General features: G+C 63.0%; 11 protein-coding genes, 1 other RNA gene and 1 pseudogene. 2 read left to right on the forward strand and 11 right to left on the reverse strand.

Going from position 1 to position 19,263, the window contains the following annotated elements:
* Window positions 1–69 precede the first annotated feature (69 nt).
* The 11 genes from ACYQ1P_RS02025 to ACYQ1P_RS02075 all read right to left on the reverse strand — a co-directional run bounded on the left by ACYQ1P_RS02025 (window position 70) and on the right by ACYQ1P_RS02075 (window position 13,386).
* Window positions 70–1,452 carry an HlyD family type I secretion periplasmic adaptor subunit gene (locus tag ACYQ1P_RS02025; RefSeq protein WP_460018714.1) on the reverse strand — a complete coding sequence of 461 codons (1,383 nt, stop codon included), beginning with the start codon at window positions 1,450–1,452 and terminating at the stop codon, window positions 70–72.
* A 10-nt stretch (window positions 1,453–1,462) separates the two neighbouring features.
* Window positions 1,463–3,664 (reverse strand): peptidase domain-containing ABC transporter, encoded by a 2,202-nt coding sequence (locus ACYQ1P_RS02030; RefSeq protein WP_460018715.1) that lies wholly within the window; start codon window positions 3,662–3,664, stop codon window positions 1,463–1,465.
* Window positions 3,661–5,379 (reverse strand): peptidase domain-containing ABC transporter, encoded by a 1,719-nt coding sequence (locus tag ACYQ1P_RS02035; RefSeq protein ID WP_460018716.1) that lies wholly within the window; start codon window positions 5,377–5,379, stop codon window positions 3,661–3,663. The genes ACYQ1P_RS02030 and ACYQ1P_RS02035 overlap by 4 nt, the downstream gene beginning before the upstream one ends.
* A 311-nt stretch (window positions 5,380–5,690) precedes the next feature.
* A complete protein-coding gene (locus ACYQ1P_RS02040; protein ID WP_460018717.1) occupies window positions 5,691–7,514 on the reverse strand; it encodes an ATP-binding cassette domain-containing protein in 1,824 nt (607 codons plus the stop codon).
* Window positions 7,515–7,518: 4 nt separating this feature from the next.
* Entirely contained in the window at window positions 7,519–8,943 is a 1,425-nt protein-coding gene (locus ACYQ1P_RS02045) for a TrkH family potassium uptake protein (protein ID WP_460018718.1), read from the reverse strand.
* A 102-nt stretch (window positions 8,944–9,045) separates the two neighbouring features.
* On the reverse strand, window positions 9,046–10,236 hold the full coding sequence (locus ACYQ1P_RS02050) for an iron-containing alcohol dehydrogenase (RefSeq protein ID WP_460018719.1): 1,191 nt from the start codon (window positions 10,234–10,236) through the stop codon (window positions 9,046–9,048).
* Window positions 10,233–10,535 carry an antibiotic biosynthesis monooxygenase gene (locus tag ACYQ1P_RS02055; protein WP_460018720.1) on the reverse strand — a complete coding sequence of 101 codons (303 nt, stop codon included), beginning with the start codon at window positions 10,533–10,535 and terminating at the stop codon, window positions 10,233–10,235. Before ACYQ1P_RS02055 ends, ACYQ1P_RS02050 begins: the two co-directional genes overlap by 4 nt.
* Before the next feature lie 43 nt (window positions 10,536–10,578).
* Window positions 10,579–10,966: RNase P RNA component class A (gene rnpB, locus ACYQ1P_RS02060), an RNA gene on the reverse strand.
* A gap of 13 nt (window positions 10,967–10,979) precedes the next feature.
* Window positions 10,980–11,654: an N-acetylmuramoyl-L-alanine amidase gene (locus ACYQ1P_RS02065; RefSeq protein WP_460018721.1), complete on the reverse strand. Its 675-nt coding sequence runs from the start codon at window positions 11,652–11,654 to the stop codon at window positions 10,980–10,982.
* On the reverse strand, window positions 11,651–12,517 hold the full coding sequence (locus ACYQ1P_RS02070) for a DMT family transporter (protein ID WP_460020118.1): 867 nt from the start codon (window positions 12,515–12,517) through the stop codon (window positions 11,651–11,653). Before ACYQ1P_RS02070 ends, ACYQ1P_RS02065 begins: the two co-directional genes overlap by 4 nt.
* Window positions 12,518–12,618: 101 nt before the next feature.
* On the reverse strand, window positions 12,619–13,386 hold the full coding sequence (locus ACYQ1P_RS02075; RefSeq protein WP_460018722.1) for a TerB family tellurite resistance protein: 768 nt from the start codon (window positions 13,384–13,386) through the stop codon (window positions 12,619–12,621).
* A gap of 97 nt (window positions 13,387–13,483) precedes the next feature.
* Here ACYQ1P_RS02075 and ACYQ1P_RS02080 point away from each other — a divergent pair, with 97 nt between their 5' ends.
* Together ACYQ1P_RS02080 and ACYQ1P_RS02085 are read left to right on the forward strand one after the other, a co-directional pair.
* Complete coding sequence (locus ACYQ1P_RS02080; protein WP_460018723.1) at window positions 13,484–17,077, forward strand: hydantoinase B/oxoprolinase family protein; 3,594 nt, start codon at window positions 13,484–13,486, stop codon at window positions 17,075–17,077.
* Window positions 17,078–17,164: 87 nt separating this feature from the next.
* A pseudogene (locus ACYQ1P_RS02085) lies at window positions 17,165–18,445 on the forward strand (AsmA family protein); the annotation flags it as partial.
* Window positions 18,446–19,263 lie beyond the last annotated feature (818 nt).

Genomic DNA, 19,263 nt, shown 5'->3' on the forward strand with positions numbered 1-19,263 from the left:
TTCCGAGTCGTTCGATTGCATATGGGGCAGTATAGCACATTGTTTTCCAATCGTAACGATTTTTTTTCATTAGCGTTCGTGGAAGGCCTGTTGCAGTGAGACGAAGATCGGTTTGAGCAGATATTCCAGCAGGGTCTTGTGGCCGGTAATCACGTCGGCCTGGACCGTCATGCCGGGCAGAATGGGGTTCTCGCCCGCCCGCTCGCCCACGAAGGGCTTGGCCAGTTCGACCATGCCCTTGTAGAAAGGCGTCCCGTCATTCGGATCGAGAAAAGTGGTGGCGGAGATGGACTGCAAGATGCCTTCGACACTGCCGTAGCGGGCGAAGTCGTAAGAGGTCACCTTGACCTTGACCGGCAGCCCGACGTTCATATGGCCCACGTCGCGGGTGGAAATCTTGGCCTCGACCATCAGGATATCGTCCACCGGCACGATTTCCATGAGCACGCCGCCCGCCGGGAGCACCGCCCCCACGGTTTTGATCTTCATGTCCTGAACGAAACCGTTGACCGGCGAAATGACCTCCAGGCGGCGCACCCGGTCCTCGATCTGCTCCACCGACCGCTCCACCTGCGCCAGTTCGGCGCTCACCGTCCCCAGTTCCGTCAAGGCATCCTGACGCAGACTGGAGTCCTGATCAAGCAGGCGGTTTTCCACCTCCAGGACTTCCTCCAGGGTGCCAGCCTCCTGCCCCAGCAGCCGGGAGAGCTCGCCCTGGGTCGTGGCATATTCCCGCTTCACGTTGAGCAACAGGACCTTGGAGGTCAAACCCTGGGCGACCAGGGTTTTCCGCATCTCCAATTCCTCTTCCAGCAATTTGAGCTGGGAGCGGACGGATTTCTGTTGTTCGCGCACCGTGTTGAGAGAGGATTTCTTCTGCTGCAACTGATTGCGCAACACATCTTGCTGCGCTTGCAGGGTCTTGATCTGCTGCTCGTAAATGGCCTGCTGGTTGAGAACCTGCCGTTCGTAGCGCGGCAGCCAGGGAGCGAAGTCCGGCTCGCGCAGCTGGGCAAAGGCCTTCAGACGCTCGGCCCGCAACTCCAAGGACGCCTGACGGGCCTGCACCTGGGCCAGTTCCGCCTGCGCCTGGGCCGGATCGAACCGCACCAGGACCTGACCGGAACGGACCAGCGTCTTTTCCTCGACCAGGATGTCGCGGATAATACCGCCCTCCAGATGCTGCACCACCTGCACCGATCCGGAAGGCACCACCTGTCCCTGCGCCACTGCCACTTCGTCGACCCGGGTGAAGGCCGACCAGACGACGAAGGCCGTGACCACCCCAGCGATCAGGAAAATGGCCAGCCGCACCAGGCGGGCCGTGCCCGATTCCTCCAACAGCACCGATTGCGCCATGTAGCGGATCTGCCGGTCGCCCCGCTGGATTTTCATGTGCTTCGGCGACGGCGCGGCGGCAGTTTCGGCGGCAACGAGATTTTTTTCGGTCATCGGCACACCCTCAGAACAAACCGGGCGGGATTTTTGCCCGCACCTGCTCGGCAGGACCCGCCATGCGCACCAGACCGCCATCCAGAATGACGATTTTATCCATCAAAGCCAAATGACTGGGCCGATGGGTCACCAGGAAGGCCGTGACTTTGCCGCGCATGGATTCCAGAGTCCGCATGTATTGTTTGTCGCCCTCGAAATCCAGTCCATTGACCGGCTCGTCGAACAGCATGACCGAGGCCCGCTTGAGATACGCCCGGGCCAGGGAAATCTTCTGCGAAAGGCTGGCCGGGAACTGCTCCGTGCGGCCATCGCCGACCCGGGTCCAGAACCCATCGGGCATGGCGCGAATATCGTCGAGCAACCCAGCCTGTTCACAGGCCCATTCCAGTTCCTCGTCGCTGGCAATCGGGTTGGACAGGCGCAGATTCTGCGCGATGGTGCCAAAGAACAACTGGCACTGCTGCGGTACATAGGCCACCGCGTGGCGCAATTCGATGGGATCAATCTGGCGGATATCCACGTTGTCAATGCGCACACTGCCCGCCTGGGGCTGGTACATGCCGCCAATCAGCTTCAGCACTGTGGATTTGCCGCAACCGTTCGGGCCGATCACCGCGCAGAGCTCGCCCGGCGCGACGTCGAACGTCACCCCGACCAGGGCCGGATCGGCATCCGGCGAATAGCGCAACGACACGCGGCTGAAACTGACCGCCCCCTTGAAGCGCTTCAGGGGCTGGATCTTGGTATTGGGATCGCGTTCCGGCTTCAATTGCATCAGATTGTCGATCTGGCGCACCGAGGCCCGCACCTGTTCGATCTGGGTCATGGTCAAAAAGCCGGTCTGCATCGGCCCCAGAATGCGCCAAACCAGGATCATCGAGGCGATCAACCCGCCCACCGTCATGTCTCCGTCGAGCACCTTCAATACGCCCCAGCCCAGGGTCGCCATGCCCGAAGAAACGATGAACACATGGGCCATGGTGGTGGCGATGGCCTGTACCCGGCTGGTCGCGTAGCTGCGCATGGCGGTGCGGGCCGAGATTTCCTTGTAGCGCTCGCGCCATTGCGCCTCCGCCCCGGCGTATTTCAGGGACCGCATCTTGCCCAGCGCCTCGACCAGGAATTCCTGGCGCTGCGACTCGGCGCGCGAGGTGGCGGCCACCTTGGCCCGCAGAATGGGCAACATGATCCAGGCCAAAATGATGAACAGAATCAACGTCACCAACGGCACAAAGGCCAGAGTGCCGCCCAACAGCCCCATGACGATCACGAAGATGAACACGAAAGGCGCTTCCAGCACGATGCTGGCCATCGGCCCGGTAAAGAATTCACGGATGGATTCGAAATCCTTCAGCCGGGCCACCTGAGCCCCGATGGTCGCCCGCTCGGTGAACGAGGGCGCCAAATGTAACAATCGTTCAAAAATCGCATTGCCGATGATATGGTCCAGCCGCGCGCCGATGAACGCAATCATCCGCGAGCGGATTCCGCGCAGGCTGACATCGCCGATCAGGGCGATGGACACCCCGGCGACCATCCAGGCCAGGGTGGTCATGGAACCGCTGGCCACCACCTTGTCATAGACCGCCATGATGAACAGCGGCGTCGCCAGGACCAGCAAATTGGAAAAGAAGCTGACAGCAAGAATCTGATAGATCAGCGGCCGGAACCGGTCGGTCATCTTGCTGACGTAGTTTTCCGTCTTGGATTGACGGCGGGGATCGTCATCCTCCAGGGGATGAAACAGATAGACGACGCCGCCGCCGCGCGGACGCTCGACATTCTTGTATTGCTCTCCGGCGCTGTCGAACATCGACAGGGCGTGACCATTGCTGCCGAGAATGACCTGGGCGAAACCGCGCCGGGGCAGATAGAGGCAGGGCATCAGTCGAGGGTCCAGGTTGTTCAGGCGGACCTTGGTGGAGCGGCTGGAATAGCCCAGGTTGGCCATCACATTGAGCAGGGCGGTCAAGTCCAGGGTATCGGCAAAATGCGGCAGGGCCTCGACCACATGGCGGGGATTGCCGCGCCAGCCCAGGGCCTTGAGCAGCGGCAACAGGCAGGCGGCCACGTCAGTCGCCGCCTTGAAGCCGCCCAGTCTGCCACTGGTGATCTGGTCGTCGCTCAGTTGCAGGCTGGATTCCGAACCGGTGTCCCAGGACAGCTCAGGCGACGGCTGGACCGCTTGTATGTCGGGCATATTGTTCATGCGGATTTCTCCGCCGCCACTTGCGGTTTTTGGGCCGACGAGGGGAGCGTACCGCCGCCCGAGGGGCCGCTGCGGGGGGCCGACATGTCGCGCGGAACCAGGGTGCCGTCCTTGAGATCGAACGCCCGGTTGGCCAGCCGCAGCAGGGACGGGCGCGGGGTAACCAGAATCAGGGTACAGACCCCTTTCAGGCGTTCCAGCGTCAGCCGAAGATAGGCATCGCCGGTGCCATCCACCGCCGTATTTGCTTCATCGAACAGCACGATTTTCGGTTCGCCGACCAGGGCCCTTGCGATGGCGATGCGCTGGCGAATGCCGCGCGGCAGGGATTCATAGGCGGCGTCGCCAACCCGGGTGTCATATCCGTAGGGCAGGGTCGCCACCACGTCGTCGAGCCCCAGCAGGTTGGCCACTTCTATCGCTTCGTCCTCCAGCTCCGGCCGGTACATGGTCAGATTTTCCAGGATGCTGCCCTGGAAGAGCTGTCCCTCCTGCGGCAGATAGGCGATGCCGCCATGCTTGAGGATATACGGATCATGATGATGCAGCGGAATGCCGTCGATCAGGACCTCGCCCGCGGTGGGATTCAAGGCCCCGGTCATCAGGCCGAGCAATGTGGATTTACCGCTGCTGTTGGAACCGGCAATACCGACACATTCCCCCGGCTGCACATCCAGATTGATGTCGGTCATGATCTCCGGCAGATTTTCCCCGTAGCGGAATTTCACCCCGCGCAGTGTCAGTGCCCCCTCGATCGGGTCTCGATTGATGTCTGCCGGCAGTTCCTGCTGCGGCAGGGTGAAAATCTCCTTGAGCCGGGTCCGCGCCAGCCGCACGGTCTGAAACCGGGTCCACAGCCCCACCGCCCGCTGCAACGGCTGCAAGGCGCGCCCGGATAACAGGGTGCAGGAGGCCAGCATACCGACGGTAATCACGTTGTCGACCACCAACGTAGACCCATAGGCGGCGACGGAAATCATGGTCAATTGCGAGAAAAACACCCCCGTGCTCATGGCTCCGGCATTTTCCAACGCCACCTGATAGTCGGCCTCGGCCGTCGCTTCCTGAAGCCGGGAATAGCGGCGCATCATCAAGGATTCCATGGCCATGGCCTTGACCGAATGGACGCCACCGAGCACTTCGATGGTGAAGTTGAGGCGGCGGTCGCGGGCCTGGGTGTAATTGTCGATCGCCCGTTTCAGGGTGCCCGACTTGATGATGGTCACCACCGCGAAAATCCCCAGGGTGGTCATCGGCACCCACACCAGATTGCCGCCGAGCATCCAGATCAAGGCCATGAACAAAATCACGAACGGTAGATCAAGAACGGCGGTCACCGCCTGACCGGCATAGAACTCCTTGACCGTGCGCAAGGAACTGATGCGTTCCAATTGCACACCGGAACCGACCCGTTCGAAATCCTGAAGGCTTGTTCCCATCATGTGATCGAAGGCGGCACAGCCGGCGCGATGCTCAAAACGCGCGCCAATCCAGCCGGTAATGCTGGACCGGGCAATGCGCAGCAACGATTCCAGAAGCAGTGCCGCAATCACCCCGAAGATCAACATCAGCAGCGTGCCGCGCGAGCTGTTGGGCACGATGCGGTCATACACCTGCAACAGGGCCAGCGGCAGGGCAAGCGACAGGATGTTCAAAAACAACGACGAAATGAACAGTTCTGGAAAGGCCTGCCACAGCCCCCCAAAATTGCTCAACCGCACTCTTCTTTTATTGCGTTTATCGTCTTTCATCGGCCCTGACATCACCGTGCGACAACACCACGCCGCGCCTCACGATCCCATAAGGCGAGCAAGCCCCGCCGTTCCGAGAATGATCTATCGGTACTCTCACAATCCGAAGTCTAACGAACCCGGGTTAACCCGAGACTAACACCCGCACAAACTATACCGCCCCACGCATACCCCCGCATACGTATAGGAACGGTTGTCCACAGTATCCTGGAGTCTTATCGAATTTTAGCCTGTGAAGAAAGGTAAATATGATACCAAAGGGTCAATTCAGACTCTCATCCGTCTTTGGCCCGTATCAGGTCTTCTTGCAGAATTTCCAACTCCAGCCACTCATCCTCGGCGTTTTTGAGCAAGGCTTCTTTTTCGGCAATGCTTTCTGTGGTTTTCTGAAACTGCTCTGGGCTTTTTTGATACAGGCCAGGATCGCCCATCTGCGCATGCAGGCGCGCCAATTCGGCGTGCAGGGCCTCAATCCGCAGCGGCAACTCCCGCAACGCTGTCTGCTGCTTGTAGGTCAATTTCGCGGGCTTGCGGGGCATCGCGGTTCGGTCGGGGGCGGGCTTGGCGGCGGCGTTTTTTTTCGGTGCCTCCGCCATCGTCTCCCGGGCCTGGCGTTGGCGGAGATAGTCCGCGTAGCCGCCGGGATATTCGGTAATCTCGCCGTCGCCTTCGAGGACAATGGTCGAGGTGACGATGCGATCAAGAAAATCCCGGTCGTGGCTGACCAGCAACAAGGTGCCCTCGAAATCGGTCAACATCTCCTGCAACAGATCCAGGGTGTCCATGTCCAGATCGTTGGTCGGCTCGTCGAGGATCAGAAAATTGCAGGGGCGAGTCAGAGCCTTGGCCAACAACAGCCGGTTGCGCTCGCCCCCCGAGAGGGCATTGACCGGCCCGCGGGCCTGTTTTTCGTCGAACAGGAAATCCCGCAGATAGGCCACCACATGGCGTTGCCGCCCCTGCACCATGACCATGTCGCCGCCCCGTTCGCACAGGGTGTCCCACAGGCTCTTGTCCAAATCCAGGCTGTCGCGGTTCTGGTCCAGATAGACCGTCTGCAGATTGGTGCCCAGACGCAACCGTCCCGCATCGGGGGCCAGGTCGCCAGTCAGCATCCGCAGTAACGTGGACTTGCCCGCCCCGTTGGGTCCGATCAGCCCGACCTTGTCGCCGCGCAGGATGCGGGTCGTGAAATTCTTGACGATGACCCGCTCCCCGTAGGCCTTGCGCAGCCCCTCGGCCTCCACCACCAGCTTGCCGGAACTGTCGGCCCGGTCGGTTTCCAGCTTCACCGAACCGGTGCGGGCGATCTGGCTGGCCCGCTGCGCCCGCAGTTCATAAAGATGGCGCAGGCGGCCCTGGTTGCGCTTGCGGCGAGCCGAGATTCCCTGATGCGACCAGCGGGTTTCCTCGGCGATCAGCTTGTCCATCTTGTGCCGTTCCACCGCCTCGCGCTCCAAAATGCCCTCCGACCAGCCCTCGAAATCAGCAAATCCCTTGTCCATGCGCCGCACCCGCCCCCGGTCGAGCCACAAGGTGGCGCGGGTCAGCATATTGAGAAACGCCCGGTCGTGGCTGATGGCGACAAAGGCCCCGTTGAAGCGGCCCAGCACATCTTCAAGCCATTGGATGGCTGACAGATCCAGATGGTTGGTCGGTTCGTCGAGCAGCAGGATGTCGGGCTCGCTGACCAGGCCCCGCGCCAGGGCGGCCCGTCGGCGTTCGCCCCCGGAGAGACTGGCCGTCGCCGCCCCACCGTCGAGGCGGAGATCCTCCAGCCAGGGCTCGACTATATGCGCGTCCTCGGCCGAATGGTGGGGCAGGCCATCGACCACATAGTCAAGCACTGTGGCAAAACCGCTGAGGTCGGGTTCCTGGATCAGATAGGTCACATGCAGTCCCGGCTGGTGAAACACCTCCCCGGCATCCGGCTCAACCAGTCCGGCCATCACCTTCATCAGGGTCGATTTGCCGCAGCCGTTGCGCCCGACCAGGCACAGGCGCTCGCCCCTGGAGATCGACAGATCCACCCCGTCGAACAACGGCGCGCCCCCAAAGCCGAGGCGAATGTCTCGTAATATCAGCAACGGTGGGGCCACGGGATCAGCTCTTCCAGAAATGACGGGTGAACAGGATCAGCACCGTGAACAACTCCAACCGCCCGAGCAGCATGCCGGCGCTCATCAGCCATTTGGCCATGTCGGGCAGGGTCTGGAAATTGCCCGCCGGACCGACGATCGGGCCCAGACCGGGGCCAACATTGGCTATGGCCGTGGCGGCGCTGGACACGGCGGTGATGAAATCCAAGCCCAGCATGGCCAGTGCGATGGACAGCAGGGCGAAACAGACCCCGAAAACGAAAAAGAAACTGAGCACCGAGGTGATGACCTCGTCGGGGATGCGGCGTCTGTTGTAGTAGGGAATGAACACCCCATGAGGATGCACCAGATGACGGAACTGGGTGCGGGCGGCGGAGAACAGCACCTGAAAGCGGAAGATCTTGATTCCGCAACTGGTCGAACCGGCACAGCCGCCAATGAACATGAGGAAATAGAACATCGGGTTGGCAAAGGCCCCCCACAGGCCATAATCGCTGGTGGCGTAGCCGGTGCCGGTCATCACCGAGATCACGTTGAAGCTGCCGAAGCGGAGCGCCTGAATGGGATCGAGCCCCTGGAGCACCCACAGCAGGATGGAGGCCACCAGCGCCGCCGATCCGGCAATAGCCAGGAACCAGCGCACCTGCTCATCCTGTGCCAGGGGAACGAAATCCCCCTGCAAGGCCCGCAGATAGAGCAGAAACGGCAGACTGCCCGCGACCATGCCGCCGACGGCGATGAAGTCGATGGTCATGCTGTCGAAATGCCCCATGGAGGCATCCGACGTGGAATAGCCGCCGGTGGCGATGGTGGTCATGCCGTGGATGATCGCCTCGAACCCGTCCATGCCCGCCGCCCAGTAGGCCGCAGCGCACAGGCTGGTGAACACAATATAGATGCCGGTAATGCCGAGGGCGATCTGATAGGCCCGCGGCAGGGCCTTTTCCGCCGTTTCCGAGGATTCCATCTGGAACAGCTGCATGCCGCCGACCCGCAGCATGGGCAGGATGGCGATGGCCATGACGATAATCCCGACACCGCCCAGCCATTGCAGCAGGCCGCGCCACAGCAAAATGCCCGGCGGCGCGTTGTCCAGCCCGACAATCACCGTCGAGCCGGTGGTGGTGATACCCGACATGGATTCGAAAAAGGCGTCGGTCAGACTCAATCCCAACTCACTGAAGGCGAACGGCAAGGCGGCGAAGGCGGTCAGCACGGTCCAGGCCAGGGTAGTCATGATGAAGGCTTGGCGCACATTCATGCGGGTGCCGCCCACCCCGAAGGCGAGCACCAGCGACAATCCGATGAACAGCGTCACTGCCGCCGACACGGCAAACACCTGCCAGTCCGGATGACCGATCGCCGCATCAACCACCGCCGGCACGCACATGCCCAGGGACAGAATCGACAACAAAATGCCGATAACCATGAAGATGGGCCTAAAATCAATCACTTGGGCACGCCGTCCGCTATTCCAATCGCCGCTGATGAGACCCCGCCCACGGGGGCAGGTCAAGTCCGAAGGTGAGCCTTAAAGCCGTTGTCGCAGCAGTGCCGTGATTTCGTCGGGTTCCAGCACCAATGGGTTGGTCTTCATGGAATTCCCCCCCGAGGCCTCGGCCACCTGCGCCAGATGCAATTCACTCATGCCATATCGGGACAAACGCGGCAGCTCCAGCTTATTTGTCCAGTCATTCAATAATGTGATCAGGGCGTCGTGCGCCTCTGCCTCGCGGTCATAGCTTCGGTGGGTCAGCAACGCCGCCGCCCGGGCGTATTTGCCCAACGCCGGACTCTCGGGCAGGCGGGCGCGCAGGGCCTGAATATTGACCGCCGTCGCCGCCCCGACCAGAGTGCCGCAGACCACTCCGTGCGGGATCGGGAACAGCGCCCCCAGCGGCGAGGCCAGCCCATGCACCGAGCCGAGCCCGGTCTGCGCCAGATTGATACCCGAGAGCAATGCCGCATAGGCCATTTTGGCCCGCCCGGCGGCGGCCGCTTCGCCGCTGCCATCGAGCATGTCCCAGAAACCGTCGCGGAAAGCCTCCAGCCCCGACCAGCCCAGCGCATCGGTCATCGGATTGGCGCGGGTGGAAACCACCGATTCCAGCAATTGGGTGAAAGCATCCATGCCATTGGCGGCAATCACCGGACGCGGGCAGGAGGCCAGCAGATCCGGGTCGATGACCGCGACCCGGGCCACCAGTTGCTCGTCGCGGAAGGATTTCTTGAAGCCTTCCGGACCGCGCCGCGACAAGACCGCGTTCTTGGTCGCCTCCGAGCCGGTGCCCGCCGTGGTCGGCACGGCGATGAAGGGCAGGGCCGGACCGACATAGGGCACGCCCCGCCCCACCCCTTCCAGATGATCCATCACCGAATTGCCGGTGACCAATAGGCCGGTGATCGCCTTGGCCGCATCCAGGGCACTGCCGCCGCCGACGGCGATCACCACTTCGACCCCCAGATGACGGAACTCCGCCACCGCCTCGTCCACCATGTCCGGCGAGGGTTCGTCAGTCACCGACATTTCGGCGATGGCCAACCCGGCGTCGGCCAGACCTTTCAGCAAGTCGGCCCAATGGGAGGTCTCGCGGAACGACCGGGCTCCGGTGACCACCAGGGCATGACGGCCCAGCGCCGCCGCCTCGGCCGGGACCCGGGCCAGACTGCCCGCCCCGAACAGAATGCGCGGCAGGCGGGCGATCTCGAACGGCGCGATCATGCGTCGGCCTGGGGGTAGAGTCCGTCATAGCGGATACCCCGGCGCGGTTCGGCCATCATGTCGGCCACCGTCTCCCGCCATTCCAAATAATGGGCGGTATCCTTGTGCGCCCGCGCATCCTCCTCGCTGGCATAGGCCTCGTAGAGCACGAAGTGGCAGGGATCGTCGGGCGATTGCAACACGTCGAACCGCCGGTTGCCCGGCTCCTTGACCGAATGTTGGTGATTTCTGGCCGTCGCCTGAACGAAGGCCTGCAAATCCTGCGGTTTCACCTGCACATGGACCAGCGTCACATACATCCATCCATTCTCCTGAAATTGCCCATCAGGGCGAAGAATAACAGGTGCCAGACGGCCTGTAAGCCGGGTTCTGTCCCCGCCCGTGAAGGCGATGGATGGCCATTCGTCTGGGACGCCCGTTACCGGACGCCTCGCGCGACACACCCGGACGACGGCGCGAAAATCCGCCTGTCGGCACAAGGCCGACCTGTCGTCCCTACTCGGTCTTGCTCCCGGTGGGGTTTACCATGCCTCCCCCGTTGCCGGGGGAGCGGTGCGCTCTTACCGCACCCTTTCACCCTTGCCGTGGGGCCGAAGCCTGCACGGCGGTTTGCTTTCTGTGGCACTTTCCCTAGGGTCGCCCCCGCCGGGCGTTACCCGGCACCGTATTTCCGTGGAGCCCGGACTTTCCTCCCCGAACCGAAATCCGGGGCGGCCATCCAGCCGTCTGGCACCGGGGGCAGGCTAGTCCCGCCGGGTCTCCATGACAAGTTCCCTGAGCGCCCAGATCAGGCCAATGGTTTCCGGATCGGCCATCCCATCCACCCGCGCCGGACGGTAATGGCGCTGAAAGGCGGCGATGGTGGCGCTCAGATCCTCGATTTCATAGCCGATGTCCAACAACGCCTCGGCAAAATCATCTTCCGGGGCGACCGGACCATAAGGCCACAGACCGATGCCCTGCGACGCCAAGGCCCACCAGTTGAACAGTTCGCCCGGGTCCTGCTTGCGGCGCGGCGCCACATCGGAATGACCGACGATGTTGCGCGGCGGGATGGGATGATGACGCAAAATCCGGTGGCACAGGGAGATCAGGGCCATCATCTGCGGCACCGTGAAGGGCCGATAGCCCAGTTCGTGCCCCGGATTGACCAGTTCGATGCCGATGGAGCGGGCATTGATATTGTCATGGCCGCGCCACTGGGCAACCCCGGCGTGCCAGGCCCGGCGGCCCTCGGAAACCAGCCAGTGCACCTGCCCCGATTCGTCGATCAGATAATGGGCGCTGACCTGGGAGGCGGGGTCGCACAGACGGGCCAGCGCGCCCTCGCCCGAATGCATGCCCGTGTAATGCAGGATCAGCATATCGACTACCGCGCCGTCGCGGCTGTCATGATTGGGGGATGGATAGGAGATCATGCGGTTCCCGTCTTGCGCCCCCGGTTCAATTCGATCATCGCCACCCCGAAAATGGTCAAGGCTCCGCCGGCAATCTTGGCTATTGTCAGCGGCTCGTCAAGCAGCGGCGTTGCCAGCAGCACGCCGAGCACCGGCACCAACAGGATCATCGGCACCAGCCGACTGACCGGATGACGCTCCAGCAGCCAGTACCAAAGTCCATAGGCAATCAGCATGGAGCCCAGGGCCTGAAAGAGCACCGATCCCCAGCCTGACCAGCCAGCCGTCGCCAGTGCCGTCATTTGTCCCTCCTCAAACACCCAACTGGCCACCAGTTGCACCGGCAGCGCGAACAGGGCGACCCAGGCATTGAGCACGAAAACATCAATCTTGCCCAGCCGTTTGATCAAGATGTTCGCCAAAGCCCAGGCGAAAGCCCCGGCCCCGACCAGCAACAAAGCCCCCCATTGATCGTCGAAACGCGGCCCCTCGGCCAGCACGAAGGCCCCGCTGAAGGCGATGACCATGCCGACGATCTGAATGGGGCGTAAGCGTTCATGCAAAACCGCCCAGGCGAGCAACGCGCTGAACGGGATCGACAATTGAATGACGATGGCCGCCGCTCCGGCGTCGGTCCCCGACAGCCCGCCCATCAACAAGCCGAAATGCGCCCCGCCCAGACAGAGCGCCGCCAGCAACAGCCGCCCCATGGGCACGGCGGGCCGCCGTCTCAGGAACGGCGCCAGCAGGGGCAGCAGAATGGCAAACCGCAAGGCCACCATCATCAACGGCGGAAAGCTCTCCGTGCCGATCTTGGCGACACTGAAATTGGCCCCCCAGATGACGATAACCAGGCTCAGAAAGAACAGATCCTTGGCGGGCATGTCGATCACTTCGCGCGGCGGGACCCCCCGATTCGGGGCGTCGGTGCCCCACCATGCGCAGGGGGGCGGATGAATGCCACTGAAAATCCCGTTTGGCCGACTCACAGACCCCGGCGGCGCTTGAGCTCATCGTAGGCGGCATTGATCGCGGCCATTTTCTCATGCGCCAGATCCATGAATTCCTGCGGCAGACCCTGGGCGATCAGGGTATCGGGATGATGTTCGCGCACCAGCTTGCGATAGGCAGACTTCAGTTCCTCATCCGTACAATCCGGCCGGATGCCCAGGATCACATAGGGGTCGGACTGGGTATTCGGCATGGCCCCCATGCGGGTCTCGCGAATTTGTTCGAATTCCGCATCGGTGAAGCCGAAAATGTTGGCCACCCCCTTCAGAAAGTCGATCTCCGTCTGATGAATCACCCCGTCGGCCTTGGCGATATGGAACAGACCGGCCAGCAGTTCCTCCAGGATGGCCGGATTGCCCCGAAACATATCAGAGATTTGTCGGGCATAGGCCTCATAGCCCTCGGAAGAATGCTTGGCCTGATCGAACAGCTTGCCGACACTTTTCATTTCGCCCGGCGGAATCTGGAATATTTCTTTGAAAGCATTGACCTCGTCGCGGGTCACCTGACCGTCGGCCTTGGCCATCTTGGCCCCCAGGGCGATCATGGCGACGGTGAAGGCGGCCTGTTTGTAGGCGGTCAGTTCCTCGGGACCGGAAGGCGGCAGTCGGTCCAAACCTCCGGCCTCGCGCTTCTTGTCCACATAGTGACCCGCTGCCGCGCCAATCAGCGCGCCGAGTGGCCCGCCCAGCAAGGCGAATCCGGCCACGCCGCCGATCACCTTGCCCCACATTCCCGTCATGTCCACCGTCATCCTCCGTTCTTGCGCGGCAGAGGATACTCCCTAGCCGACCATTTTTCGATACCCCAGGCCATCGCCATTGCTATAAATCCCCCCCATGACCGAGCACGCGGACCGCTGGCAGTTCTGGATCGACCGGGGAGGCACCTTCACCGACGTGGTGGCCCGTGCCCCCAATGGCGCGTTGCGGACCCACAAGCTGTTGAGTGAAAACCCGACCCGCTACCCGGATGCCGCCGTGCAGGGCATTCGTGATCTGATGGGGCTGACCGCCAACGACCCGATTCCCGCTGACGCCATCGAAGCGGTGAAAATGGGCACCACGGTGGCGACCAATGCGCTGCTCGAACGCAAGGGCGAACCCACCTTGTTGCTCACCACCCGGGGTTTCGGCGACGCTCTGCGCATCGGCACTCAAAACCGGCCCCGGCTGTTCGACCGCCATATTGTAGTACCGGACATGCTTTATGCGCGGGTCGCCGAGGTGCCGGAACGGATCGGCGCCCACGGCGAGATCCTCCGTCCGCTCGATGTCGCGGCCACGACCCAAGCCTTGCAAGACGCCTTCGATTCCGGTTTGCGCGCCGTCGCCATCGTGTTTATGCATAGTTATCGCTTTCCGGCCCACGAACGGCAGGCCGCCGCTCTCGCCGAGGCGGTCGGATTCTCCCAGATTTCCCAAAGCCATCAGGCCAGCCCATTGATGAAGCTGGTCGGTCGCGGTGACACCACGGTCTGTGACGCCTACCTGTCGCCGATCCTGCGCCGCTATGTGGACCGGATCGCGGCGAACCTGGGCGGCGCGCGGCTGATGTTCATGCAGTCGCACGGCGGCCTGACCGATGCCCGACTGTTCCAGGGCAGGGACGCCATCCTGTCCGGACCGGCGGGCGGCGTGGTCGGCATGATCCTCACCGCCGAGGCGGCGGGATTCCACAAACTGATCGGGTTCGACATGGGCGGCACCTCGACCGATGTTTCCCATTATGCCGGGGTTCTGGAACGATCATTCGAAACCCATGTGGCCGGGGTCCGGTTGCGCGCCCCAATGATGCAGATTCACACGGTGGCGGCAGGCGGCGGCTCAATCCTGTTCTATGACGGGGCGCGTTTTCGGGTTGGACCGGACAGCGCTGGGGCCGACCCCGGTCCGGCCAGCTATCGGCGCGGCGGCCCGCTGACAGTGACCGACTGTCAGGTCATGCTCGGTCATCTGCATCCCGACCATTTTCCCCGGCTGTTCGGGCCTCATGGCGATCAACCTTTGGATGCCGACGGGGTGCGCGGGCGGTTTGCCGACCTGGCTGCAAAGATCGGCGACGGACGCGGCCCGGAACAGGTGGCCGAGGGCTTTCTCACCATCTCAGTGGAAAACATGGCCGCCGCCATCAAGCAGATTTCCGTCCAACGGGGCTACGACATCACCGACTATACCCTGTGCTGCTTTGGCGGCGCGGGCGGGCAACATGCCTGCCGGGTCGCCGACGCCCTGGGCATGGAACGGATATTCCTGCATCCACTTGCCGGGGTTTTGTCGGCCTACGGCATGGGATTGGCCGATTTGCGCAGCCTGCATCAAACGGCAGTGGAAGCGCCACTCACCGAATCTGTGGTTTTTGACCTTCCATCCCAGTTTAACATTTTGGAAAAGCAAGGCCGCGACAGCCTGCGCCAACAGGGTATTGCCGACGCTCAAATGTCCGCTCTGTGGCAGGTGCGGTTGCGCTACGCCGGAACCGACACGGCGCTCGATATTCCCTTCGGCGACAGGGCAGAGCTGCAACAAGCTTTCACCGAAGCCCACCGGACCCGCTTCGGCTTCGCCATGACCGAGCGGGAGCTGGTGATCGAGGCGCTATCGGTGGAAGTGGTCGGCCAGACCCACCGCCCCGAAGACGCCCCGGAGCCCACCGCATCCATTGCCCCGCTACCGCCCCCGGTGTTTCACGACGCCTGGATCGACGGCAAGAGTCAATCCGTGCCGTTTTTTGATCGTTCAGACCTGAACCCCGGTCATCGGGTTGAGGGACCGGCGGTGATCGTCGAGGCGGTAGCGACTACGGTGGTGGATCGGGGTTGGCGGGCCGAAGTCACCGACCGCCGGGATCTGGTTTTGACCCGCGTGCGCCCGCGTCCGAGCCTACAGGCCATCGGCACCGCCGTGGACCCGGTGCGGCTGGAACTGTTCAACAACCTGTTCATGTCCGTCGCCGAGCAGATGGGGGCGACCCTGGCCAACACGGCCTATTCGGTCAATATCAAGGAGCGGCTGGATTTTTCATGCGCCCTGTTCGACGGCGAAGGGCGGCTGGTGGCCAATGCGCCTCATGTGCCGGTGCATTTGGGCTCCATGGGCGAGAGCGTGCGCAGCGTGCTGCGGGCGCGGGCCGACGACCTGTGCCCCGGCGATTCCATCGTTCTCAATGCGCCTTACAACGGCGGCACCCATCTGCCCGATGTCACGGTCATCACCCCGGTCTTCGATGCAGCGGGACGGGAGGTGCTGTTCTGCCTCGGCTCGCGCGGCCATCACGCCGACATCGGCGGCATCTCACCCGGCTCCATGCCGCCCTTCTCGACCCATATCGACCAGGAAGGGGTGGTGCTGGAAAACCTGTTGCTGGTGCGCGACGGCCGGTTTCTCGAAGCCGAGATGCGGCAAATTCTTGCCAGCGGTCCCTACCCGGCCCGCGCCATCGACCAGAATATCGCCGACCTGAAGGCGCAGGTGGCGGCCAACGAACGCGGCGCCCAGGAATTGCGGGCGATGATCGCCCATTTCGGCCTGCCCGGCGTGCGCGCCTACATGGGTCATGTTCAGGACAATGCCGAGGAATCGGTGCGCCGGGTTATCGACCGGCTTCAGGATGGGGCCTACGAACGGGTCATGGACGGCGGACAAAAAATTCGGGTGCGGATTTCCGTCGACCGGGAGCGTCGCGCCGCCCGCATTGATTTCACCGGCACCTCGCCGCAGGACCCGGGCAATCTCAACGCCCCCCGGTCGGTCACCCGGGCCGCCGTGCTTTATGTGTTCCGCTGTCTGGTGGACGACGACATCCCGCTCAACGAGGGCTGTCTAGCCCCCCTGGAGATCCATATTCCAGAGGGCTTGCTGCTCGATCCCCGCCCCCCGGCGGCGGTGGTGGCAGGCAATGTGGAAACCAGTCAGGCGGTGGTGGATGCTCTGTTTGGGGCCACCGGCAGCCTCGCCGAAAGCCAGGGCACCATGAACAACGTGACCTTCGGCGATGCCACCACTCAGTATTACGAGACCCTGTGCGGCGGTGCCGGAGCCGGTCCCGGTTTTGCCGGGGCCAGTGCCGTACAAACCCATATGACCAACTCGCGGCTGACCGATCCTGAAGTGCTGGAATGGCGCTTCCCGGTTCGGGTCGAGGCCTTTCGCCTGCGCCGGGGGTCCGGCGGACTGGGGGTCTTCCCCGGCGGTGACGGGGTGGTGCGTCAATTGCGATTCCTGGAACCGCTGCAAGCGGCGATTCTGTCTCAGCGGCGGGAGGCTGGACCGCGCGGCCTAGCCGGAGGGGGCGACGGACAGCCTGGACGCAACGCCGTCCAACGGGCCGACTGCACCGTCGAGGAATTGTCGGGAACCGCCGAAATCCTCATGCAGGCCGGGGATCTGCTGATCATCGAGACGCCCGGCGGCGGCGGTTGCGGAAACACGTGAATTTGATCGGCGAGGGGTGTTTCTCGGCGCGCATTGGAGTACACTGCGGCGGCCGGATGAAACGGCCAACGACGAGAGGTCGAACGGAGGTCTCCTGTGAAGAAAGTGGTGTTGATTCCCGTAGCGGTATTTGTCCTGCTGCTGGCGGCGTTGGTGGTCATTCCCGGTTTCATCGACTGGAACGAATACAAGGAAGAAGCCCGCACCCTGGTGCGCAATGCCACCGGACGGGACTTGCAGATTGGCGGCGACATCAAACTGACCCTGCTGCCGGCCCCGGCCCTGTCGGCCACCGACGTGCGTCTGGCCAATGCCGAAGGGGCCGCCGATGCCGATATGGTGTCCCTGCAAACCCTGGAAGTGCGGATCAAGGCGCTGCCTTTGCTGGGCGGCGACATCCAGGTGGAATCCGTGCGCCTGATTGACCCGGTGATCGCCCTGGAAAAACTCCCCGACGGGGGCTGGAACTGGGCTTTCGAGAGCCCCGCGAGTGCAACCCCGGAAGCCGCCCCGACGGCGACGGAGAGCCCGGCTGTGGAGACCTCTCAGGCCCTGCCCGGAATCCGGTTGGACAGTTTCATCATCCGCAATGGATCGGTGGTGATTCGGGATCAGGCCGCCGGGACGGCGCAACGTATCGATGGCATCGACGCCGAAATCAAGGCGGCCTCTCTACTCGGTCCCTTTGAGGCCGAGGGATCGCTGACCGCCCAGGGCATTCCCCTGGCCTTTTCCCTCAGCACCAGCAAGGCCATTCACGGCCGCACCCTGACCTTCACCAGCAATTTGGATTTCGGACACAAAGCCGCCCTGGCCCAGATTTCCGGCACTCTGCTCAATCTGGCCGAAGCGCCGGGGGTCAAGGCGAAGATTCAGGTCAGTGGCGAGAAATTATCCACCCTGTTGCGGCTGTTCGGCGATCAGGGCACCCTGCCCGGCGCGCTGGCCCAGCCGTTCGATCTGCAAGCCCGGGTCGAGACCTCGGACACCCTGGCCGACGTTTCCGAAATCACCATCAGTCTGGGCACGCTCAAGGCCACCGGCACTTTGGTCGCCACCCTGGCCGAGAGGACCGCCATCGAGGCACATCTGGCCATCCCTCATGTGGACCTGGACAAGCTGCTCGCCCTGCCGCCGGAAACCGCCAGCGGCAAAGCATCCGACGCCGGGACCAGCGCGCCTCAAGCAAGCATCGCCCTGCCCCAGTCAACGCCGACTGAATCTCCTTCGGCCCCCTTTGCCCTGCCGCAGGATCTTGATGCCACCCTCGAAATCACCCTGGATGCCCTGACCTATCGGGGCGGCCTAGTGCGTCAGGCTCGGGCCAGCGGGGCCTTGGCCGACGGGGCCTTGACCCTTGATCAGGTTTCGGCCCTGCTGCCCGGCGGCTCCGAAGTGGCGATGTTCGGCTTTGTCAATTTCCCTGAAGGAAAGCCCCGTTTCGAGGGTAGCCTGGACGGCATGGTCGCTGATTTACGGGGCGTCCTGAAGTGGCTCGACATAACCCCGCCCGAGGTGGCCGCAGACCGGCTGCGCAAGCTCACCCTCAAGACCCAGGTGGTCGCCACGGCGGACGAACTGCAATTGCCCGGTCTCGACGTGACCCTGGATTCGTCGCGTCTCACCGGCGGCGTCACCGTTGCCTTGCGCGACCGTCTGGCGTTCGGGGTCGATGTGGAACTGGACCGCCTGAACCTTGATGCCTACCTGCCGCCCGAGACCGCCGCCAACGGCCAAGCTGCGTCGGGTCCCTCCGGTGCCGGGAATGCGCCCGCCAAGGCTGCCCCCAACACCGCCGCCGGGCCGGATCTGTCGGCCCTGAGCACCGTCGATGCCAATCTGCGGGCACGGGTCAAAACCCTGACCTATCAAAAGCAGCCGATCCATGATTTGGTCATCGACGGCACCCTGTATCAGGGGGCGCTGACCCTGCGACAGGCCAGCGTCAAGGATCTGGCCGGCGCCTCGGCCAATTTGAACGGTACGATCAAAAACCTCGATTCCATTCCGGTATTGCAGGATTTCGCCTATGACATCGGAACCGGGGATGCCACCGGGCTGTTCAATCTGGCGGGCATACAGCCGCCCATGCCGCCGAAACAATTGGGACGGGTGAGCCTGATCGGCACCGCCAACGGGTCGCTGAGCGGGCCGACCCTCGATCTGACGGCGAAGGCCGCCGAGGC

This window comes from Magnetospira thiophila (genome assembly GCF_054657015.1).